The organism is Alloacidobacterium dinghuense (assembly GCF_014274465.1).
GTDB lineage: Bacteria > Acidobacteriota > Terriglobia > Terriglobales > Acidobacteriaceae > Alloacidobacterium > Alloacidobacterium dinghuense.
Genome location: NZ_CP060394.1, coordinates 1,212,270 through 1,235,606, shown reverse-complemented (window position 1 = coordinate 1,235,606; position 23,337 = coordinate 1,212,270). Strand labels below are relative to the sequence as shown.

16 protein-coding genes are annotated in these 23,337 nt (G+C 55.3%); 6 read left to right on the top strand and 10 right to left on the bottom strand.

Translation table 11 applies throughout. From position 1 onward, the window contains the following. Positions 1-437: 437 nt before the first annotated feature. On the top strand, positions 438-1,556 hold the full coding sequence (gene mnmA, locus H7849_RS04950) for a tRNA 2-thiouridine(34) synthase MnmA (protein ID WP_186744643.1): 1,119 nt from the start codon (positions 438-440) through the stop codon (positions 1,554-1,556). Between the two features lie 125 nt (positions 1,557-1,681). Here the strand turns inward: mnmA and tcmP are convergent, their stop codons facing one another. Then, the gene (gene tcmP, locus H7849_RS04945) at positions 1,682-2,842 is read right to left on the bottom strand and encodes a three-Cys-motif partner protein TcmP (protein WP_186744641.1); all 1,161 of its coding nucleotides are present in this window, start codon (positions 2,840-2,842) and stop codon (positions 1,682-1,684) included. Further along, on the bottom strand, positions 2,839-3,648 hold the full coding sequence (locus H7849_RS04940) for a DUF5131 family protein (RefSeq protein WP_186744639.1): 810 nt from the start codon (positions 3,646-3,648) through the stop codon (positions 2,839-2,841). The genes tcmP and H7849_RS04940 overlap by 4 nt, the downstream gene beginning before the upstream one ends. 444 nt (positions 3,649-4,092) lie before the next feature. On the opposite strand from H7849_RS04940, the gene H7849_RS04935 reads away from it, so the two are divergent. Then, positions 4,093-4,452: a hypothetical protein gene (locus tag H7849_RS04935; protein WP_186744637.1), complete on the top strand. Its 360-nt coding sequence runs from the start codon at positions 4,093-4,095 to the stop codon at positions 4,450-4,452. Positions 4,453-4,508: 56 nt separating this feature from the next. Here H7849_RS04935 and H7849_RS04930 read toward each other — a convergent pair whose 3' ends face one another. Both H7849_RS04930 and H7849_RS04925 read right to left on the bottom strand, forming a co-directional pair. Continuing rightward, the gene (locus H7849_RS04930; protein WP_186744635.1) at positions 4,509-6,023 is read right to left on the bottom strand and encodes a SpoIIE family protein phosphatase; all 1,515 of its coding nucleotides are present in this window, start codon (positions 6,021-6,023) and stop codon (positions 4,509-4,511) included. Between the two features lie 112 nt (positions 6,024-6,135). After that, positions 6,136-8,808, bottom strand: coding sequence for a M1 family metallopeptidase (locus tag H7849_RS04925; RefSeq protein ID WP_186744633.1), 2,673 nt, complete (start codon positions 8,806-8,808; stop codon positions 6,136-6,138). A gap of 1,038 nt (positions 8,809-9,846) precedes the next feature. On the opposite strand from H7849_RS04925, the gene H7849_RS04920 reads away from it, so the two are divergent. The 4 genes from H7849_RS04920 (at position 9,847) to H7849_RS04905 (ending at position 14,215) form a co-directional block, all read left to right on the top strand. Then, positions 9,847-10,704 carry a cupin-like domain-containing protein gene (locus H7849_RS04920; RefSeq protein WP_186744631.1) on the top strand — a complete coding sequence of 286 codons (858 nt, stop codon included), beginning with the start codon at positions 9,847-9,849 and terminating at the stop codon, positions 10,702-10,704. Positions 10,705-11,054: 350 nt separating this feature from the next. Then, positions 11,055-11,585 (top strand): DinB family protein, encoded by a 531-nt coding sequence (locus H7849_RS04915; RefSeq protein WP_251106618.1) that lies wholly within the window; start codon positions 11,055-11,057, stop codon positions 11,583-11,585. A gap of 297 nt (positions 11,586-11,882) precedes the next feature. Then, a complete protein-coding gene (locus tag H7849_RS04910) occupies positions 11,883-12,878 on the top strand; it encodes an NAD(P)H-quinone oxidoreductase (RefSeq protein WP_186744629.1) in 996 nt (331 codons plus the stop codon). Positions 12,879-13,000: 122 nt separating this feature from the next. Further along, complete coding sequence (locus H7849_RS04905; RefSeq protein WP_186744627.1) at positions 13,001-14,215, top strand: pyridoxal phosphate-dependent aminotransferase; 1,215 nt, start codon at positions 13,001-13,003, stop codon at positions 14,213-14,215. A 61-nt stretch (positions 14,216-14,276) separates the two neighbouring features. Here H7849_RS04905 and H7849_RS04900 read toward each other — a convergent pair whose 3' ends face one another. The 6 genes from H7849_RS04900 to H7849_RS04875 form a co-directional block, all read right to left on the bottom strand. Beyond that, entirely contained in the window at positions 14,277-14,765 is a 489-nt protein-coding gene (locus H7849_RS04900) for a RidA family protein (RefSeq protein WP_251106617.1), read from the bottom strand. Beyond that, entirely contained in the window at positions 14,755-16,326 is a 1,572-nt protein-coding gene (locus H7849_RS04895; protein WP_186744625.1) for a flavin monoamine oxidase family protein, read from the bottom strand. Before H7849_RS04895 ends, H7849_RS04900 begins: the two co-directional genes overlap by 11 nt. A gap of 115 nt (positions 16,327-16,441) precedes the next feature. Beyond that, the gene (locus H7849_RS04890) at positions 16,442-19,702 is read right to left on the bottom strand and encodes a TonB-dependent receptor (RefSeq protein WP_186744624.1); all 3,261 of its coding nucleotides are present in this window, start codon (positions 19,700-19,702) and stop codon (positions 16,442-16,444) included. Positions 19,703-20,065: 363 nt separating this feature from the next. After that, positions 20,066-21,271 (bottom strand): glycoside hydrolase family 88/105 protein, encoded by a 1,206-nt coding sequence (locus H7849_RS04885; protein ID WP_186744622.1) that lies wholly within the window; start codon positions 21,269-21,271, stop codon positions 20,066-20,068. 94 nt (positions 21,272-21,365) lie between these two features. Further along, complete coding sequence (locus H7849_RS04880) at positions 21,366-22,355, bottom strand: transglutaminase family protein (protein WP_186744621.1); 990 nt, start codon at positions 22,353-22,355, stop codon at positions 21,366-21,368. A 15-nt stretch (positions 22,356-22,370) separates the two neighbouring features. After that, positions 22,371-23,333 (bottom strand): alpha-E domain-containing protein, encoded by a 963-nt coding sequence (locus H7849_RS04875; RefSeq protein ID WP_186744619.1) that lies wholly within the window; start codon positions 23,331-23,333, stop codon positions 22,371-22,373. Positions 23,334-23,337: the final 4 nt, after the last annotated feature.

The window sequence follows — 23,337 nt, the reverse complement described above, 5'->3', positions numbered from 1 at the left end:
AGAATGAAGAGCGACAGACTGCTAGCTGCGGCAAGCAGACGTTGTACCTTTTGCCCAGCCAGCGTAAGCGGAAAGCTTACAAGCGCCATCAAAAATCCTAGTATCAATACCTTTCCTCCCGATACATTCACATGACCGACACTCGACGGATCCATCACACTAACAATCACGAAAATGACGAGTAGTATGGCGCCGCAAGTGCCCCCGACAAGTCCGCTGTAAAAAAGCACCTGCCTGCCCTTAGAAAGGGCTCCGGGACGCCTGTGATGGCAGAACCAGGCCAAGCCTACCAACGCGCTCGGTATGAGATTGATTGTCAACAAGTAAAGCATCGAGCGAATTATAGTCCCCTTGCTCACGCCGGGTGCCCCAGGTTCACGAAGTTAACCTGGGTTGTTCTCATCCAATAAATGAGATACTAGAAGCAGCGCACTCTCATGTCCGAGACCTTCAACAACACGGTAGCTGTAGCCATGTCCGGCGGAGTCGACTCCTCGACCGTCGCCGCCATGCTCAAGGACGAGGGCTACGAGCTCGTCGGCCTCACGCTGCAGCTCTGGAATCAGCGCCGCCTCGCCGGCAAGGAGGGCATGCCCGAGGAGGTACAGGGCCGCTGCTGCTCCATCGACGATGTATATGACGCGCGCCGTGTCGCTGAGACGCTTGGCATCCCCTATTACCTGCTCAACGAGCAGGAGCGATTCGAAGACCAGGTCGTCCGCCCCTTCGTCCGCGAGTACCTCGCCGGACGCACGCCGATTCCCTGCTCGCTCTGCAACAACTATCTCAAGTTCGACCAGCTGCTCATCCGCGCCCGCCAGATCGGCGCCGACCGCATCGCCACCGGCCACTATGCGCGCAACGAGTACGACCCGGAGCGCAACCGCTGGATCCTGAAGCGCCCCGCAGACACCTCCAAGGATCAGACCTACTTTCTGTTTGGTCTAACTCAGGATCAGCTCTCGCGCACGCTCTTCCCCCTCGGCACCTACACCAAGCCCGAGGTCCGCGAGATCGCGAAGCAGCACGCTCTCGCCCTCGCTACGAAGCCCGACTCGCAGGAGATCTGCTTCATCCCCGGCGGCGACTACAAGCGCTTCATCGACGCCTACCTCGACGAGCAGGGCGAGCCCATGCCGGACTCCTCCGGCGAACTCGTGTCTACAACGGGAGAGGTCATCGGCCATCACCACGGCATCCACAACTTCACCGTAGGACAGCGCAAGGGACTCGGCCTCTCCTCGCCTACGCCGCTCTACGTCATCCAGATCGACAACGCGACCAATCAGGTGAAGGTAGGCAGCGAGTCGGAGACGACGATCCAGACACTACGCGCCCGCGACCTGAACTGGATCTCCATCCCCGCGCTCGGCGCACCGATGCGCGTCAAGGCCAAGATCCGCCATCGCCACGACCCCGCCTGGGCCACTATCGAAATGTCGAGCAACGACGAAGTCCTCGCGACCTTCGATGAGCCGCAGCGCGCCGTCACCCCCGGCCAGTCGGCAGTCTTCTACGACGGCGATGAAGTAGTAGGCGGTGGCTGGATCGTCTAATCGCAGTTCTATCTGCGCATCAGCTAATAAGAGTTGTCATCCTGAGCGAAGCACCGTAGGTGCGAAGTCGAAGGATCTGCATTTCTACGGAATCTCGCTAATACAAGTCACCCACACAGATAACTTTAATCATGGGAAATGGGCGCACCTGCCGAGGTTAGAGTAATTCCATTACCAAAGGATAGCTTTTTGGCTCGTCCCGATAAGTTATCAATTTTCAACAACCCTCGTTTTTCCCTATCACGCATCCATGATTGCAACTCATCATCCTTGACACAAGCAAACTGCATCCATTTCGCCCATAGATCGTCAAACTGAACTACTTCGCTAGAACTAAGTAGTTCCAACGCCGCTTGTGAGGCTTGTTCCAAGTTTCTGCGATGATACCTTGCATATCGCCTATCGGAATAAGTATCGAGCGGCTCCAAAAATGAATATTGCCCAGTTGCCTGAAATTCTCTTTGATGTCGAGCTTCGGCACGGACCTCATGCATGAATGGAACAACATCGCCTTCGGCCTTCTTAAACTCCTTTACGCCTGTGGGATGGCGGGTCGCATAGACCATGTGGAAATGGAATGACTCTTGCTTCGATTTCAGAATGGGCATTGTACAAACGTAGGGAAAATTACCTGCCTTTCTAACTGCTTCCGAGTAACATCTGACAAGCTCTTCTTCTTGCTCATCACCGCTAAGCTGAGCTATTCGTTTTGCGTCTTCGCCGAGCAATCGTACAAAGTCTTTTTTCTCATCCGACAGAAACCTCCTAATCCAGGATGTCATAAGGTTAATGAGCACTTCTCCGGGGCTTATCTGCAATATCGGCTTAATGAGAGGTACAGATGCTAACTCCCATCCCGTTGGATCAATGAAAAAAAACGGAAATGACTTGGTTCTATTTGTCGCCAACTTAACTACATCTTTGACGTGCCTTTCAAAGTCCCAATTGCGCGGATCGACCTCAATATCGGCGACTGTTCGACAAAATGCTGAAAGCTTTTCAAAAGGGACGTCCTCCCATTCGTTGAAAATACAGCGCATTGATGGTGATTTACCGCGCTGCAGCAGGGTATTGCGAGTTTTTCGCAATACATTCAGCGCAACAGAGAAGGAGGTATCAGAGAGATCGCTAGAGGTCTCATTCCATGGTCCCGCAAGACAGTCAACATAACAAATTTCCGCCGCCCAACTTCCAATTATTGGGACAGCAGCAGAAAGATATCTATCTAATAACTTATGCTTTACCTGCGTTTGTAATCGATCTTCATCATACGCATTTTCTTTCATAACTGAATACTGACAAGACTACGCGCCTCCAAATTTTGGATGTGTTCATGCCTTACCATCGAATGTGGTGGTTTATTCTTCACTACTCTTGGAAATTCATCAAAAGTTCTACCGTCAAGAAGTCGCCCAGCCTTCTTTTTATTACGGCCACCCCACTGTTTAAAAAAGAATGCCACTTGTTGATTCTTGCATTGCTCTTGTATGTTTCGTACCCAATCTGCAAGTAGCGGACGGGCTCCCGGGCCGCTTTCTCCGCCGACGATTACCCAACTAATTCCTTGTAAATCAAAACTCCCAAGATCTTCTAAAAGCGGTTCAATTGAAAGAAACCGCATAGAAGCAGTAGCCTTTCGTAATGCCTGAAGCCTTGGTAAACCATGCTTCTTGTTTTCGACACTCACGCCCCACCATATGTGCGGCAAGTCCGCGAATTTTTTAAGTGGGCCCGCAAGCAGATCGCGCATACGCTCAGCACGTTTGGTTAGCAACTGAAAAGTGTGCCAATTTGCGGTAGCCATCACTTCTACCACTCGTTGTATGTATGCATCAGGAACATCTTTATGGAAAAGGTCACTCATGGAGTTCACAAAGACCATACGTGAACTTCCCCATTTCAGAGGTTCTGCGAGTTTTTCAGGGACGAGTCGTAGCTTAAAACCCTCTTCATAGGGATGTCCTTTGACACCTTGGAAGCGTTCGGCAAAAGTGCATGCATAGCAGTGTTTGCAACCCGGACTAATCTTCGTGCAGCCCCGAACTGGATTCCAAGTTGAATCAGTCCATTCGATGGAAGACTCAAAACTCATGTCAGCTCCTTAAATTGAATCCCCTAGAGAAAGTATAGTTCTCCTTTTGTTCGCCTGCAACATAATTTGTGCATTTTCGGATATTTGTCTCGTGATGTTCTCCAAAGTTAACCTAAGTCTTTTCTGTCGCATGTGCAATGGAACAGTATGATGAAACTCCATGCGTCCACGTGCCAAAAGTACCCTCGCAACCCTCCTCCTTCTGAGCACCACCCTCCTAACCGCCTGCCGCCCATCCGACGAATCCTTCCGCAAAACATAGAAGACAGCGAACGCCAATGGGCCGAATCCGTATCACAAATAACAGCGAAGTCCTCGAACGGTTGCCCCGCTACGAACAAATACAGCGTGCAACACGCTCGCGAAACTCTTCATCGTAGAAAGGGTCCGACAAAGTGAATGGAGAATTCATCCATTCCGCAGAACGAAACGGAGAACCCACGTATGAAGAAAATTATCCCAGGTCTATCGTTAGCAGCATTCGCAACGGCTGTGCTCTTGAGCGTTCCCGCAGCAAACGCGCAATACCCGCAACAGGGTCCGCCGCCTCCCGATTACGGCCACGAGGTATGGGCTGCTCCGCCAGCAGAAGTGCAGGGCGTGCATGCGCAGGGCTTTCACGATGGCGTTGAAGGCGCGCGCAAGGATTACGAAAATCACCGTCAGCCCAGTGTTGAAAACCGCGAAGAATTCCGCCATCCGCCTGTTCCCCATCACGACCGGGAAGCCTATCGCGACGGATTCCGCCGCGGATACCAAACCGGCGTCGAGCACCTGATGCGCGGTTATCCGCACTCTTATTAAGCCCAGCAATTCAATCTGATTCCCGGCGAATTGCGATTCGCCGGGATTTTTTTTGCTTACACAGGACGATCGAACAGCATTCGCTGATCCGTCTCCCGGCACCGCGCGACGATCAGCGTAATGTCATCCTGCTGCTCCTGAGGGCTGAAGCTCTGAACTTCATTCACTACGGACTGCAGCAATCCGCTGGCAGAGTGATTTCGATATCTGCGTAACGCATCCGCCAGTCGCTCCTCTCCGAACTCTTCACCCTGATCGTTGCATGCCTCGGTTACGCCATCGGTATACAGAGCCAATGTGTCTCCAGGCAAAAGGCACGCTTCGCTCGACTTGCACTCCCAGTCATCAAAAAGGCCAACGACGGTGCAGGTGGAGTGCAGCCGTTCCATCTCGCCGCTGCAGCGCAGCAGGAGAGCGGGAAGATGTCCGCAGTTTGCGTAGCGCAGCATCTGCGCCTTGTCGTCATATTCGGCGAAGATGAGCGTTGCATACGCATGTTCGGCAGTGTTCTTGAAGAAGAGCTGATTCACAGAATGCAGAAGACGCTGCGGTTGATCGACAACCATGGCAAGCTGGCCGCGGAGATTTGCCTGGAGGTTCGCCATCAATAGAGCGCCTGCGATTCCCTTCCCAGCAATATCACCGATGACCAGTCCGAGGCGCTGCGAGCCGAGATCGAGAAAGTCGTAATAATCGCCGCCAACCTTGCGCGCCTGAATGCAGATGCCGGCGTAGTCCAGCGACAGGCTCTCAGGCAGCTGCTGCGGAAACAGCCGTGCCTGCACCTGACGTGCGATTTCCATTTCCTGCACCGCTCTGCGCTCTGCTTCCAGGCGAGCCTCGTAGGCGCGTCGCGCGGCCTCCATCTCGCGATTCACCTCATCACGAAATTCCTCAGCCGAAATCTTCCACGCAGCTTCCAGGTCAAAATTCGGCGGACGCACGCTCAGAGCATCGAGCAGCTTCGCGTCTTCCATACGCGAGATACGATACGTGCGATAGCCATGATCGGTGCCCGCAAACAGATACCAGGTGCTGCCCTTGGCAACGAGTCCGAGAGGATCCACAGTGCGCTCCACACGCTCGCGGCCAGCACGCCAATACCAGAAGCTCAACTTGCGATCCTGCGCAACGGCATCCTGCACGATGGCGAGCATGGAGAGATTCTCGGTTGTGCCGCGCCATCCGGTCGTGTCAATAAAAAGCCGGTCGCGGATCGAAGATGCTTTCTCGCGCAGCGGCTCTGGTAGCGCAGCCATCACTTTGCCGATGGCACGGTCAGCGGCTGCGGCAAGACGCTTGTCTCCCGGCGTGCGCGGCTGGGCCATGAGTTGTGAACGGAGCTCGGTTTGGTCCAGGCCGGGCGCCTGCGTGCGCCAGCCCTCATCGAGCTGCCAGCCACCATGCGACCCTCGCATGGCAAAGACCGGGACACCGGCGGCGCTGAGCGCTTCCATGTCGCGATGAACGGTGCGCTCGGAGACTTCGAGCCTCGCGGCCAGTTCACGGCCGGTCATCTGCCCACGCGCTTGCAGCAACAGCAGTGCAGACATCAGGCGATCGGCTCTCATGGAAATTGGTCTCTTGGAAGGCTCGAAAAAGTTTATAAAGGCGTCGCGGCAATTATGACACAGGATGTCATATATGCCAGGGTTGATTTGTCAGGCAATAAGAAGGCAGCCGTCATTCAGGAAATCTCTGCCGTATGCGCACAGTGCGTTCGAGTTCGTCTGCATTCTCCAGCACCTTCAGCCGAAGGTCTGGATCGATATCCGGCTGGGAAAGCCAGTGCCTCACGACAGCATCTGCATCAGGGCTAACCTGCCCGCCCAGAAACGCGCCGAGCCACGCTCCTAAGAAGAAGATCTTCCGGTCGCGCTTAATCTTTGGAAGCTGATCGAGTGCGCGACCTAGAAACGGCTCTGTCAGATCCGACTGGTTCCAGGCATTGAAAGGTCGAAGGCTCTGTGTCAACCAGTCTTCCGGCTTTGCCTCCGCGCTGGTGGGAGCCAACGTGTACTGCGCGAAGTAGCGGTCCTTCGTGGCAGAGTCAGGCACCGCCGCCTGTACCGCCCAGGCATACTTTTGCCCATCTCCCGTTTGATCACGCTTGCTCTCCGCGGCGAAGAACGACGCAGCTTCAGGGTCGTTCAACAAGATCAGCTTCTCCACAAGATTCCAGCGATCAAGTGGCCGCAGCTCGACGCCAGGAACAGAAACCTTGCCCGCCAACAGCCCCTTCAAAGTAGCCCGGCCTGCATCTGTCTCCGTGACTGCAGTCAATGTTCTGAAGCTCACAATACGTAGACCGGTCGTCTGCGCACTCAGCATGCGATGTGTGACGATCGCTTCCATGCGCATGGCCAGCGGAGAGCGAGCCTGGGCACTCATATAGCGTTGTACTGCTGTCGTGGCATGTCCGCCTTGGATGCGCGCAAGTGTCTCGTCTTGTTCCTGCGGCAAGTTGGCCAACACCAATTCAACATATGCGCGCGGCGGTGATTGCGCCACATGCACTCCATCCCAAAGCGCGCCCCATAGTTGGGACCGTAACAGCGGATCTGTATCCTCGGTCCGTAACGCGCCCGCCAAAATCGTTTGCCGTACAAAGGCCTGGCTCTTCTCATCAAGCAGAAAGCGTCCGTAGGCCTGGTCGCCATAGTTCGCAAACACTTCGTCCGGGCATTCTTCGCCCACAACCTCAGGAACCACAATCTCCGCCGTACTCCAATTCACACGGTGCCGCACCGAAGCACGTCCAGACTTCCCATAGCCCAGCCAGACCTCATTCGAGATCGGCCAGAGATACCCATCGGGCAACGCATCTTTCTGCGTCAGCCTTAGCTCCGTAAGCTTGCCCTGCGCATCGCAGCGGTAGTTCACATTCACCTCTGGCATGCCGCGCCGTAGAACCCAGGCGTCGGCCCATGTGCGCACATCCTGCCCACTTGCAGTCTGGAAGGCCCCGATCAGATCGCTCCACTGGGCATTCGCATAGGCGTGCTCCTTCAGGTAAATCCTCAGCCCATTGCGGAACGCATCTGCTCCAAGTTGAAACTCAAGCTGCTTCAGGATCGCCGGGGCCTTCTGATAGACGATCGCGCCGTACGCGCTTTTCGCGTCCTTCAGATTCGGAATGTTCTGAAAGATCGGCGTCGTGCCCTCTGTCTCGTCGATTCCGTATGCCTGCGGCTTAATGTCCTCATAGAAATGCTTCCAGGCCTGCGCTTTTGGCTCCAAGGAGTCGAGCGACCGATAAGCCATGTACTGCGCAAAACCCTCCTTCAGCCAGAGGTCGTCGAACCACCGCATGGTCACCAGATCGCCGAACCACTGGTGAGTCAGCTCGTGTAGCGTCAGGATATTTCGCTGAAAGCGATCGCTCTCCGTAGGCGCCGTACGGAACAGCACACTGTCTTCCCGTAAGAAGGTCTCGCCTGCATGCTCCATTCCGCCGAACGGAAAACCGGGAATCAGCACGATGTCGTATTTAGGAAACGGAAACGGTTGCTGAAAATAATCAGCCAGCCACTTCATACCGCGTGTCGTAATCTCCTGGAGTTGCGGCGCCTCAGGTTCTGCGCGCTTGAGTTGCGACCGCCGGACATATACATCCGGCATTCCGGCGATGGGATGCACATTCACCCACGGCCCCGCAGCGAACGCAAACAGATACGTCGAGATCGGTTTGGTCTCCGCGAATCGAGTCACCGTGCTTGTTCCGTTTCGTTCCGTCGACTCGGGAGCCGTGTTGCCGATGACCTTCCATTCCGATGGCGCATCCAGCGCGAGGCTGAACCTGGCCTTCATATCTGGCTGATCGAAGCACGGGAACGCCATGCTCGCATCCATCGGCACAAACAGCGAGTACAGGTATTCGCTTCCATCGTCCTTATCGTCGTAGCGAGTGATCGCCGCGCCCGCGGTCGCAACCCGGGAAGTGAACGAAACGCCTAGTTTGTTTTCGCCTACATGCAGAAGCTGCGCCGGCAGGATCAGGTGTCCGTTTGTCAGCAATGGTTCTAGCGCAACACCATTTAGAGTCGCCGAAGAGATGGTCCCGTCTCGATAATCGAGAGGCAGGTCTGCCTGCCCGGCTCCAGAGCGCAACGTAAAGAGCAGGACCTCTTCTCCGTGCATGCTCTCTGCATGTGCCCGCAATTTGAATCGAAGCGCATAATGCAGGTCTGATACGCGCCCGGCCCGCTCCACCGCGAGTGCCCGCGTAATTCCTGAATCGACCTTAGCCTTAGCCGGCTCAGCGAAGGCTGATGCCGAACTCACAGAGAGTCCGATGGTTACTCCGATGACACCCAGCCTCCATGCCCGTCTCCACAAGCGTTGCCAAACCCGCATCCAGCCTCCTGAGGCGCATTTTCCCGATCCTACCGTACCTCGCCTCTCGAGCGAATCGTTGACAAATGCAACTCGACTTACCCGTTGAATTGCGGCTCTAGAATGGTGATTGTTACCGACTGGAAAACGCACCTATGTACGGGTGCCTGAGTCACCGCTATTGTGGGAGCCGCCCAAATCGCCTAATGATTCGGCTGGACCGCTTGGACGTTCAGCTCCCTTCCGATCATCGCAGCGGAGTTGGGTAGCGTCGGCCATGCAGAAGCCTTCAGCTGGCAACAGGGCTGACAATACAGTTCTTTTGTAACCATCCGTGTGCGTCGGTAGTGGGTCAACTTGATCTCGGTGTGAGTTATCGATAAGCAGACTTCAGAGGCACCTTCGGGGTTACTTCCGTATTGCCGGTGATCCACCCAGAACATCCACGCGATGGTCGGAACCGAAGACTGACTCTAGCGGAACCTAATCTCATTGGCATTCCGCCGTTTAAGTAAGAGCTGGTGGGAGACTTTGGTGGGAACCAGAATGGAATTCATGGCATTTCCGTGGACTTAGTAGAAAAAGTTTCCCCTTAAGCTCAACAAACCATTACTCCATGATCGATCATGGACAATTAGATCCCGAACTTAAATCCGCAGGCCTTAACCGGCCGTGGGGGTTCAAGTCCCCCCTCCGGGCACCAACAAATTCACACCCACAACAACGGCTGGCGCACCGGGTAATTGCGGATGATCTCCGGGTGGGCGGCACGCTTGCTGGTCGTCGTCGCCTGCGTGTAAACGTCAAGCGTTATCCGGGGGGTGGACCGGACGTTGACGGCGGGGCGCCAAGATGACGCGATTGGCCCGATGCGGACATTGGGCAACCTGTCCAATGGCGGGTCTATGAGTTCACGCCCTAACAACTTTGGCTGCTTGACTCCGTGCCTCAACAAGACGGGAGCGGAGCCGCCTTTCAGAAGGGGCTTCCAACCGCCCACTGCCACTGCGGCCAAAAAAGGCGTGGCGCGTCAGTCGCGCCCGTGATAATATCCGCCGCATGTTTGAGGACGCTGCACCTGTCGACGTCGCTCTCGCACCGAGCGTCGAAGAGTTCGCTGAACGCTATGTGCGTCCCGAGCGTCCCGTCATCGTGCGTGGCGCCGTCAAAGACTGGCCCCCTTCGTACAAATGGACGCCCGAGTATTTGAAGGCAATGTACGGTACGCGTATTCTAGAGATTGGCGTTTCCACGAATGGCGACTACCTCGACTATGCCGAGAGGCTGAAAATCGGTGTCGAACCGAAAATTGCGTTCGCTAAGGTCGTCGATAGTATATTCGCGCCGGCGAACGCGGACGAGAAGTGTCGCGTCCACCAGCAGCCCCTCCACACGTGGGGTGCGCTAAACGAAGAGTCGCCGCCAATCCGGTACGTTCTACGCAAGTTCATCACCAAGAACATCTGGATGGGGTCGACCGGAAACGTGACGAAGACACACTACGACACGGAGGATAACATCAACATCCAACTCCTTGGCCGAAAGGAGATCATTCTGTTCCCTTCGACGCAGCTCGACGAGCTTTATCCACGAAGCGCTTGGGACTACATGTCGAACTTCAGCCGTGTCGAGATCGAAAAGCCGGACCTCTCCCGCTACCCACTATTCAATCGTGCGACTCCGTTCCGTGCGATCCTCGAGCCCGGCGACTTCATTTACATTCCCATTTACTGGTGGCATCAGTTCCGTACGCTTGAGGCGAGCCTCAACGTCAATTTCTGGTGGCAGGCTCGCGTAGATCAAGCATTGCGCCGACACGGCTTGCACTACTGGCCGCGCATGGCGAGGGACCGCTATCTTCACAGGACTATCTGGCGAACTGTCGTCGACTCGGTCAGTTCGTTCGTCGCACGGTGAGCGTAAACCAGATAGCCGGACATAAAGGACGTTCTGTCGGACGACCGCCCCGGTCTTTTACTAGACGATAAAATATGTTATCGATTAGACAATTGAACAATGGCTCTGGCTAGGGCCAAGGCATAGAGCTGCAGACGCATGGGAGATTCGCCGCACATAGCTTCGGTACGGCAACCCATCGCTAAGATAGTGGGCTCTGGTTGTGTGGTCGGCCATCCGGAAGTAATCCCAATCGCTAAAAGGTTCCCGTTAAGCGGCGTCAGCGGTAACTAGAACCTGGCAGAAGACTTAAATTGACCCACTACCCATTCGTCCGATCAATCTGCAACGTCTTCCTGAAAGCATATAATGTGGCGCGAACCCAAATTATGCTCTATTCGACACTCTTCCTCGCTGATCTGGAACGTGAAGCCGCCTCGACGCGCCGAGTATTAGAGCGTGTACCCGAGGGCCGCGATGACTGGAAGCCACACGAGAAGTCGATGCCTTTGGGCTACCTGGCAACTCTAGTGGCGACGATTCTTGGTTGGACCGACATGATGGTGAACCAGGACCAGCTGGATATGGCGCCGAAGGATGCCCCAAAATTCAGGCCGAAAGAATTGAAGACGAACAAGGAATTGCTGGCAGCTCTGGATGAATCGGTGGCGAAGGCAAGGAAGGCGCTGGAGAATACAACGGATGAACACCTGCTCACGCCTTGGAAATTTGTCGTTAGCGGCAAAGTGGTCAGCGAGAATCCGCGGCACATCATGATCCGCGATGCTGTCTTCAGTCACCTCGCCCACCATCGCGGACAGCTGACCGTGTACCTGCGACTAAATGGCGCAGCTGTGCCTGCCATCTTTGGACCATCGGCTGACGAAGGGCGATTTGATTAAAGGATTTTCCCTTGTCAAGAGGTCCGAGCCACCTCGACCTTCGTAACAATCTCATCCATAGCGACTTACGATCCAACGAGCCCTGCAGGGAATTACCGCTGATTTTGCTATACTAAAAGAAAGGCATGGCCGTCGGGCCGTGCCTTTCTGCTTTGGGGCTAAATTCCTCAAAACAAGGATTTTAGCCGTAAGCCTTGAGAAATCAATAATTTACAGCGAAACAAAAAAATCTAAGTAACTGAAAACAAGGAATTTAGGGAAAATGCCGGAGGGGTTAAGCTCGAATATCCTGATGGCATGCGCGTCATAGATATACCCGAATTCGGCGGTCCGGAAGTCCTCACCATCGCCGATGCGCCTGCACCCAGACCGGGCCAGGACGAGGTGCTCATCAAGGTAGCAGCCGCAGGCATCAACCGCGCCGACCTTCTCCAACGCCAGGGCCACTACCCCGCACCACCAGGAGCCTCACCGATTCTCGGAATGGAAGTTTCGGGTCACATCGCCCAGCTGGGTCCGGAAGCCGAACCACGATGGAAAGTTGGCGAGCCAGTCTGCGCCCTGATTCCCGGCGGCGGTTACGCCGAGTACTGCGTTGCCAATGCGGGAAGCTGTTTGCCAGTTCCAAAGAACGTCTCATTGGTGGATGCCGCTGCACTGCCCGAAGCGGTCTTCACCGTCTGGGCGAATCTCTTTGCGTTGCCTTACCTGCGCTCGGGTGAGCGATTCCTGGTTCACGGCGGCACAAGCGGCATCGGCACCACGGCGATCCAGATGGCGACGGCCTTAGGCGCTCGCGTGATCACGACTGCCGGATCAAAGGAAAAATGCGATTTCTGCCTGTCGCTCGGAGCGGAGCGGGCTTTCAACTATCGCGACGAGGACTGGTTTGAAGGCGCGCTGGAGTGGTCGGAAAAAGCCGGCGTCGATGTGATTCTCGATATGGTCGGCGGAGACTATTTCCCGAAGCACCTGAAGCTGCTTGCGCAGAAAGGCCGCCTGATCCACATCGCAACCACCGGAGGATCGCAGGTCGAGACTGACCTTCGCCTGATCATGATGAAGCGTCTGGTCGTCACCGGCTCCACGCTCCGCCGCCGATCGGTTGCGGAAAAGACCGAGCTACGCGACCAGATCGAACGCCACGTCTGGCCCTTGATCGAAACCGGCAAGCTGCGGCCAATTGTAGATCGCGTGTTTCCACTTGGCGAGGCAGCGGAGGCGCATCGGCGAATGCAGGCGAGCACGCACATTGGCAAGCTTTTGTTGCGGCTTGAATTCGACAATGCCTGACGGATAAGGCATTCTTATGCAGCAGAAAAGCTATGTAAATAAGGGCAAAAACGGCAGTTCTGGGCTTGTTCCTGACGCCAGCCGGGACTAGAGTTGCTGTATCCACGAACCAGGAGATCATTATGTGTCCTGTCGAGCTTGATGGAAACTCACTTACCCGCTTTTCCCGCCGCTCATTTCTTCGCTACTCTGCCGCTGCTTCCGTCGCTGCCTCCATCCCGATCATTACCGAAGCTCACTTGGCCCATGCGCAACGACGCCGCGTGGCGAAGAATATTCCGGCGGATGCGGTGCGGATTGACGCGAATGAAAACCCACTCGGTCCATGCTCGGGAGCGTGCGCGTCTATTTCGAGCCTGATTCCTGAAGGCGGCCGCTACGACTACGATCTGACTCTGAAGCTGGTTTCCACTTTCAGCGATATGGAAGGGCTCAAGCCGGAGTATGTGATGCCTTACGCCGGATCGAGTGAGCCACTGCACTACACGGTGCTTGCATTTACCTCGAAGGATAAGCCGTATGTGACGGGCGATCCGGGTTATGAAGCAGGCATGTATGCGGCCAAGCTGAGCGGTGCGAAGATTTTGCAGGTTCCCCTGACGAAGGATTATGCGCATGATGTGAAGGCGATGGTGGCTGCGGATCCGAATGCGGGCGTGCTGTATATCTGCAATCCGAATAACCCGACAGGAACGATCACCAGTCATGACGACATCGCCTACGCGGTTGCCAATAAGCCGAAAGGCTCAGTGATACTGATCGATGAGGCCTACATCCACTTCTCTGATGCAACGCCGTCTCTGGATTTTGTGAAGGCTGACAAGGATGTTATCGTTCTGCGGACTTTCTCAAAGCTGTATGGAATGGCGGGCGTGCGCTGCGGCCTTGCGATCGGGCGTCCCGATCTCCTGGCGAAGCTGCAATTCTATGGGATGAATTCCCTGCCCATCATGGCTGTGGCCGCTGCGACGACAAGCCTTCAGGACAAGGACCTCATTGCACAACGCAAGAAAATCAATGCGGACATCCGGCAGAATACCTTTGAATGGCTTACCGCGAATAACTACAAGTTCACGCCTTCGCAGAGCAACTGCTTCATGCTCGATACGGGGCGGCAAGGCAAGGAAGTGCTGGCGGCGATGCAGCAGAAGAATGTTTACATCGGTCGTGTGTGGCCTTCGTGGCCGACGTATGTGCGCATCACGGTCGGCACGCACACGGACATGGATAAGTTCCGCACAGCCTACAAAGAGGTCATGGCTTCATCGACGGCCGGCCTTGAGCCGATGCCACTACCGGAACGGCTGCGCGACACGCCGCACACCCATCTCTCCTGAACGTGTATCGCAAAAGAAAAAGCCCCGAGCCGCGGGGCTTTTCTTTTTGTCCGATTACAGATTACTTCGGACGAACGGCGATTACTTCGATCTCGACGAGACCGGTGGGGGCAGCGAGCGCAGCGACCTGCATGGCGCTGCGTGCCGGTTTATTCGGCTGAGCGGGGGTCCCGAAAAACTGCGTGTACCCGGCCATGAATCCAACGAAGTCCATCTTGCCACCTTTCGCTGGATCGCCCGCCAGATAGACGTGCATCATAACGACGTCACCGAGGGTGAGCTTTTGTGCCTCCAGCGCTTTCTGGATTTGCTGGATGGCACTGACGGTCTGGTCTTTCGTATCGCCAGGCGTTGGCGAACTGAAAGTCGAGGCCATCATGCCGCTGAGGTAAAGCGAGTCGCCTACCCACACTCCCTGTGAAATGGGAAAGTTGGAATTGGACAGAGGAATGCGCGTGGCCTGGGCGTGAGCCGCCGGCGCGAAGAGGAGTATCGCGCCAGCTGCCAGCGAGAAAAGCAGATTCGGCTTCAGTCTTGACTCAGGCTCCACTTGTGCCTCCTTGTTGCATGGCAACTCCAATTTGGGTGACGGTGCGATGCGCGGACAACGCTGCGCCTTCCTGCCAACCAATAATGTGGCTGGTGTGGTCGCCTGCAAAGTACACGCGACGGTCGGGAAGGATGATGCGTTTGTAGGTCTTGGCATACGAGCTGCCATAACCGTGGATCCACGAGCCCAGGTTGTACGGAATCTCACCCCAGTTGACGTAGATCGGATTCGTCAATTCTTTGGAGCATCCGGGATGCAACTTCTCAATCGCGGCACGCGAGGCGTCAAGCTTTGCCTGCATGTTCGGCAAGCGGCCAAAGTCGGTGCCGTTCTCAATGGAGTAGCCACCGACGATGATCCCTTTCTGCGAGAAGAACTGTGCGCTTGGATACCACACGACATCGACTGTTTGTCGCAGGTAGGAAAGGCCTCCGTAGATGTTGTATTCCTGCTCCCAGAAGCGGCGCGATTCCCACGCGACTTTGTAACCGGAGTCATAGGTGCTCTCGCTGATCAGATCTTTCACATCCGGGGAGAAATCGGCATCGATGGTCTTGACCACGCTGAAAGGCATGGCGCAGATGCAGTAGTCTGCGACGACTGTTTCCGATTTTCCGCTCTTGCGGTCGCGATAGGTGACGGTGACGCCTGTTGGAGATTGACGAATCTGCTTGACCTCGGCGCCATAGCGGACAACGCTGCCGAGCTTTTTCTCAAATGCTGCGGGAATGCGGTCCATCCCGCCGATCGGCTGGAACATCGTCGCCTGCCAATCGATCACGTCTTCAGCAAGGAGGCCTTGCCAGAGATCTGCGCTGAGAAGGGCGTGCATCGGCAGCGGATCTTTCGCTTCCGGTGTCGCCGGACCGGCTCCGGGATAGACTTTGAAGCCGGAACGTTGCGAGCCTTTGAAGATGTAATCCGGGGAAAGGTCGCCGTACTCACGCAGGAAGCCGAGCATGCGCTCCTTGTCTTCGCTGCTTAAGTCTTCGTCGAGCGCTCCCTTGTTGATGCTTTTTGCCAGAAGCTCAGCGACGTGGCCGCGCGTATCGTTGACCATCTGGCGTTGCTCGACCGGCTTGCCATTGTTCATCTTGTCGCATTGCAGGAGGGTTCCGCGAGACGTATTGACCTCTACTTCCAGAGGCACTCCCAGTTCGCGACAGTAACCGAGCATGGTGGTATGAATGGAAGGCAGGCGCGCGGGTCCTGCGTTGAAGTAGCGACCTTCTTCGAAGTTGCATGACTGCTGTGTGCCGTCGGCAAATTGCACTTGCGTGCCACGGCGGATGCTCCAGTTGCGTCCGCCGACGCGATCACGCGCTTCGAGCACGGTACATCGATATCCAGCTTTACCAAGTTCATAGGCGGAGACCAGTCCGGCAATGCCTCCTCCAAGAATGACGACACGCGTGCCCTTACCGGGGACGGGCTTCAGCGCGTCCTCTGCATTCGCTCCCGGCGCTGGCAGAAGGCCAAGTGACTGCATCATCATGAAAGCGGCGCCATAGCCTCCGGCCTGGCCTACCCGCGTTAAGAATTCACGTCGACTCAATCCCATAGGTTTGTTTTCACTCCAAGACCTTAAACGAGAGACAGCCTGCCCGGATCCGGGCAGGTGATGTTAACGCCACGTGGTGCATGTATTATGCGGCCACGTGGCGTTGCCAGGCGAGCTAGAAGATGATCTTCAAAGCAAGCTGCGTGTTGAACGGTTCGCCGGCGCCGATGCCGGGAGCGCCGTTGTAGTCGCCGATGGTGTCATACAAGGTTCCCAACTGCGAGCCAACGGTGTTTCTTGGCGGAGCAAAATTTGATTTGTTCGTCAGGTTAAACATCTCTACGCGGAATTGCGTATTGACGCGTTCCGTGATCGGCGTGTTCTTGAAGAACGACAGATCCCAGGAGCCGTATCCAGGGCCATAGTATTGATTGCGACGTGAGTCGCCGAACGTGTATTGCGCGGGATTGACGAAAGCAGCCGCATTCAGCCACGACTGGGTTGTGCTGGAGTTGTGAGAGACGCCTTGATAAGGATTACCAACCACATCTCCACGCTGAACGCCTTCATTCGTGCCCGTTGTATCACTGGATGAGAGGACGCTGAACGGCTGGCCGCCATGCAGCGTGAGCAGCGTGTTTGCCTGCCATCCTGAAGTGAGAAGCTTGAGATGGCTGGAGCCTGGAATCTCATAAGAGAAGAATCCGACAAACGTGTTGTGCACGTCGAAATCACTGTTGCCATAATCGCCTTTGAAGTTATGGCTATCTTGCGGAAGCTGCCCGCGATAGGCCGTTACTTCGTCGAGGCTGTGGCTCCAGGTATACGTCAAGGCTGAACTCAGACGGTGCCAGTTTTGTGTCCTCAACGTTGCCTGAAGCGAGTTGTAATTGGATGTGCCGATGCTTTCAATCTGGTTGATCGGGTTTGTGCCGACCAGCGGGTTCGAGCTCACGGAGGGTTGAATGAAGGTTGAATAGGTTCCGGGAGTTACTCCAATGCCGGGATCAACGAAGCCCTGATTGATATCGAGCAAGCTCAAGAGACGCCGGCCCTGACTGCCTACATATCCCAATTGGGCCACGACCTTGCTGTTGAAGCTCTGCTCCACCTGCACGTTGTAGTTCATGTTGTAAGGCGTGCGGAAGTCCTTGTTAACCGAGAACAGAGCGCACGGACAATCGGCGGCGCTGCTCGATGGGAATACGGGAACACCGCTCTGAATCGGATTTGCTGAACCAATGTTGTTCGGTTGCACGGTCAGCACAGGGCTCGGGCCGCTGGGATTACCTTCAACGCCGTTCGGCGCACCGTTACCCGGACGGTTGTCGAGGAACGGATTCAGGTTCGGAGTGTCGAAGTAAAAGCCGTAGCCAGCGCGAACGACCGTATTGCTGCGCGCCTGATAGGAGAAGCCGACGCGCGGGCTGAAGTTTGTCCAGCTTTGTTGATACAGCGAGCTTATCTGGTCGCCCTGGAAAACGATGCCACCGAGATCAGGACGGAAGACTGACAGGTCTTTGCTGCCATTGTGGAGTGGTCCCTCGTAGTCGTAACGGATTCCGTAATTAAAGGACAGCTTGGGAGAGATCTGCCACGTGTCCTGCGCGAAGATATCGAAGGTGTTGACGAAGACCTGGCGCTCAGGATCTCCGATGGCGATAGATGAGCCTGTTGCAGAGACATATCCTGCCATGAAGTCGGCGAGCGGGAGCAGGTTGGTGTCTCCGCCGTAGGGCGCGAGATCATCCGATGTCCACGGCCCCTGCGCGCCGTCGAAGGTGAGCGAGCCGAGAGCATGCCGGTGATAGAACTCGTTCAGCTGGGCTTGGCGATATTCGCCACCGAATTTGAATTGATGTTTTCCGATCGTCCAGGAGATATCGTCGGTGAGATGACCGGTGATGTCGTTGCGGCCCTCAGGCGGCGTTTCGCCGGTGGGGTCGAACTCGCCTTTTGCGCCAATGTTGATGTTGGGTGCTCCGGGAAAAGGCGACCCTGTCACAAGGCCGAGGGCTGCGGGATCGAAGTCCGTCTCGAAATCACTGAAGACCTGATTGAAATAATTTACCCCGGCCAATACCTGATTCGTGAGCGTAGGCGTGAATACGTGGTTGTACACCAATGCATAGTTTTGCACGTGGATCGGAGCCACCTCATAGTAAGGCTTGAGCACTGATCCGACGGGCGCCACCTGATTTCCCTGGCCAGCAAACCAGTGCGCAGAAAGGCTGTTGCGATCGTTGATTGTGTAATCGAGCTTGACGAGCCCGTTGTAGCTGTATCCATACTCAGGATCGACGCTGGTGTAATTCTTCGTCGATGCCGGGCCGTTGAGAGCATAGGTTGGCCAAAGTCCCTTGGTTGAACCGTTGCCGTTGATCAGCGCAAGAGACACGGGGTTGACTGCGATCCCGTGATTCGCAAGAACCGCTTCGGCCTCGGTTTGATACGCAAGCGAGGGTTCAGTAGCCTGCGCTGGAACGCCGATCGTGAAGTTCTGCTTTTCAAACGTTGTGAACCAGAAGAGCGTGTCCTTAATGAATGGCCCGCCTGCGGAGAAGCCCCAGTTTTGATTTCGCACTTCCTGCTTGGTCGCAGTAAACGGGTTCTTCGCGCCAAGAGCCTCGTTGCGGTTGAAGTAATATGCAGTGCCGTGAATTGCATTAGAGCCGGAACGCAAGCTTAAGTTGACAGTGCCGCCGGGATTTCTGCCTGACTCAGGTGGTGCTTGCGTTTGCGCGGAGAATTGTTCAACTGCGTCGATCGGAAGCACGATTCCGGCGATGCCGGAAACACCACCCTGATTGACTGCGGGGATGTTGTGCCACAGATCGTTGTTGTCGATGCCATCAATCTGCCAGTTCATCTGGTTGGCGCGAGTGCCATTCAATGAGCCGTAGCCACCGCCTACGTATCCGGCGAAGCCCGGGGTCAAGGCAATCAGCTGAGTAAAATCGCGTCCGTTGAGCGGAATATCCTGCACGGTCTTACTCTGTAGCACCGTTGTTTGAGTGGTTGAGGTTGTATCTAGAGCCAAAGCCGCTGCTGACACTTCCACCGTTGTCGCCTGCGATGCAACCGTGAGCTTGATAGGCAATGTGTAGATGGTGCCAGCGGTTACGCCAACATTACCAACCTTGACGGTCTGGAAGCTCGGCGCTGTTGCAGTGACAGTATAAGAACCCAGCGGCAGATCCTGAAACGAAAACTCGCCGCCACTTGATGTGATGGTAGTGTGGGCAACTTGTGTAGCTTCTGCGGTAGCAACAACCTGTGCTCCCGCTACGACAGCGCCAGCTTGATCGGTTACTACTCCGTTGATACCTCCGCGAAATGTTTGCGAATGCATCGACAACGCAGCGAGAAGGCATGCTGCAAAAAGAAAGTGAACTGCAATGTTTCGAGATAGAGAACGGCCTCTTCGGAACGACATAGCAACGACCTCCAAAGGAAAGATGAGAGCAATCTGTTTTCTAAACGGCTTTACAGCTCTGCGAGAACACGGGTGAAACGCCAGGTCTAAGCGTGTTCCTTGGGATAGCGGGCGGGGTGAAACGTCTGTCGGATGACTTCCATGTCCAAACTTAGTTTGAACAAATTCATCATTTCAACAATAAACTTCGGGTATCAGGCAAATCCGATGCAGGCGATAAAGCAGGTTTATGGAAGGATGATTGTCTGTTGGAATCCATCAATGGAAGGAAAAGTCTGATGCTTCATTAGAAGCATCAGGTTATAACGCAAGGTATAAAGAACTGTCGTTATGCTCTATAACGCATGTTAATAACGCATGGCTCTATGTATGTTTTGGGGATTTGGCCATGCGGTCTATCTCGGAACCGGCTAGCAGAAAGCCACCTACCCCAAAGATAAAGCTCGAGGTCGGTTTGTAAAAAGATGGAGCAGCCCCTACCTGCTGAATGCAACCCAGGCGTCCATCAGCATAGACGTGTGAGAGAAGGCCGGCCCATGCTCTTTCGATTACCGGGGTATAAGTTTTGCGATCGAGGATACCCTCGTTAACACCAAAAGCGAGACCATAGGCAATCAGCGCAGAGCCTGAATTTTCAGGCAGAACGTAATAGTCTGCGTCGAGCAGACCAGATCGCCACAGCCCGTCACTTCCCTGCAACGTGATAAGCTTCGCTGCCATTTCTCTGTACTGCTGCACATACTTTTCACGACGAGGATCGTTTTTCGGGAAGTACGGCAGGAGCCGCGCGAAACCAGCAAGAACCCACCCATTGCCGCGCGACCAAAACATCTTCTTCCCGTTCGGCTCTGTTTTGTTTAGATAGGTTGCGTCGCGGAAATAAAGATGCTCCTGCGGATCGTAGAGCAGGTTGGAGGTCTTCCACCATTCGCGATCGATGTAGCCGAGATACTTTCCCTCCTGCGTGATAGCGTTCATTCGCGCCCACACGGGAGGTCCCATGAACAGCGCATCACACCACCACCATGGAATCCGCGGCGCTGGATCGTTTTCGTGTGCGATCAGATCGTTGAGCTCTGTGCGTGTTCCAGCGATCATCTCCGGGTCATGCTTCTGCATGTAGAGTTCGGTGTAGGTTTGTCCTATGCTCTGGTCGTCCGCATTCGGCAGATGGGATCGCAGCTGCCAGTTGAATTTCTTTCCTACTTCAAGCATCGCGTCGCTGTACTTGCTGTCGCCGGTGGCGCTGGATGCAGCCATGAAACCGGTGTAAAGCACGCTCCACGTCCACTCGTTGCCGAAATAGGGTTGCGAGCGCTGCAACTCCCAGTCGGCTACTTTGCGGATGGCTGTCTCGATTGCCTTCGGGGTCAGCCTGGGAGACAGATCTTTTGCCAATGGCCCCGCGTCATCCGGAACGTCGCCGATGTGATTTGCGATTGCTTCGTCAATGCGCTTTTGCTCTTCAGGCGCTGGCAAATGCTGCTGCGCATGCAGAGTGCTTGCAGAAAATATCGCGATCGAAAGAATACAACCGGCAACGCACTTCAGACACGAACGAACACGCATTTCTTTCTTCTCCCCGAGACAGACAATGACTGCTTTATTGGCAACTGCCAGTGTAAGGGCAGAGCATGGCTGCTATTCCCGTATAGCGGTATGCCTACTGTTGCTGCTGTTGCTGTGCCTGGATGAGCAACAGCGGTTCGGCGGGCGGCGGGGGCGGAGCTTGCGCTTTTTCGACGAGCATCGTCCAGTCTTCTGGGATCGGCATCTCCTGATCGAGTGATAGAGCCCGGTCGGAGGCTTCTACGCGCACAGCGACAAAGAGCTGGCCATTCGCACGACCACGGAATATGCCCTTGCTCGGAGGAACATCGGCATAGTCTCGACCCAACGCTGTGCGGATGTGACGATCGCTGGCGATCAGATAATTAGTCGGGTCAAAACCTACCCAGCCCAAATGCGGCAGAAAGGCTTCTACCCATGCATGCGTAGCGTCGTGCGTGGAGCGGTCGTGATCCTGCTTGCGGTGATGCAGATAGCCGCTGACGTAGCGACAGGGAATGCCCAGGCTTCGCACGAGCGCAATCATTACGTGGGCAAAGTCCTGGCAGACACCTTCGCGTGTGGTCAAAGCCTCATCGATAGGCGAATCGACGCTCGTGCTGCGCGGGGCGTAGCTGAAATATTCGTAGAGCTTCGCGTTCAACTCGTGCAGCATCATCAATGGATCATCGCGTCGCACTACATTCAGTCTTTTTGCGAGATCCTGTAGCGCCGTTGTGGGCGTGGCAAACTCGCTCGGAAGCAACATCTCCCAGTAATCACCTGCTGCGACGAGGACATCCAGTTCCTTCCATGCGTCCGGCGCGAGAAAGGATGGAATATTCGAAAGGGGCTGGTGCTCCACCAGCGATTCGCTAATCATGACCAGTTGCTCGTGCTGCCCCGGAATGTCGAAGTGGTGCACGTGATTGCCCAGATGATCGCGATACGAAAATACGCGACAGCGAGGGCTCACAGACAGAGAAAAACTGAGGCAACGCTGGTTCGAGTCGTTGCGCGGATGCATGCGCACCTCGCTCACGCTCTCGTTCACGGGATTGCTGTAGACAAACTTTGTAAGGTGCCGCACGGAATAGAACGGCATAGCTGCTCCTCTTCGTTATAGGGCCAGCGCTGTCTGCACTGAATATTGAATGTAGACCTCGTAGATCAGGTCATGGATGCGGTGGCACTCCTGCAGAATGCGACGCAGATAGTTGCCCGGGCCGGCGGTGAAGACATCCGAGATTTGATCGTAACCAAGCACCGTGCGGAGTTTGCCCGAGACGCGCATGAGTTCATCGACATTCAGCTGATGGCTCTCCTGCTGAATCGCAGTCAGTGACCGATGCAAATGGTCGATGGAATAGCGAATCGAATGCGGAAAATCGGCGTTTAGCAGGAGAAACTCGAGCATTCTTTCGTAGGTTAAATCTGCAGTATAGACTTTGCAGTACGCTTCGAACGCGGTGCAACTGCGCAGCAGGCCCACCCATTCGAGATATTCATACGCGTCGACTGACTCTTCGGGGGAGCGCGTGACTTCGCGGTGGTATACGTCCAGCAACATCGCGGTTGCTGATGCGCGTTCCAGAAAGCGTCCAACCTGGAGGAATTGCCAACCTTCTCCATGGCTGAGAGTTGTATCGGTTACTCCCTGGAAGAGATGAACGCCATCGATGACAGTGGGCAGGAATTCAGCAAACTGCAGATCGGAATATCGCTCCGTTCGGGCGCGCGAAACCTCGTGGAAGAGACGGTTCAAACGCTGCCATTGTTCGGTGCTGATCTCTTCGCGTATCTGCCGCGCGTTCTCGCGCGCAGAGATGATGCAATTCACTACAGAATTTGGACTCGTGGCCTCGAAACAAATATCCTGCACCAGTCGGTAGGCGTCGCCTGTCCAGTGAATATCCGACGGATTTCCAAGCGCGGCAAGCACCCGCTGCCAGCGGCGCTCAGCGCTGGTGTGCGATTTGTCGAGCATCAGGCCCAGATTGATGTCGATCAGGCGCACAGTATGCTCGGCGCGCTCCAGATAGCGGCTGGTCCAGTAGAGGCTGTCGGCAACACGAGAAAGCATAGCG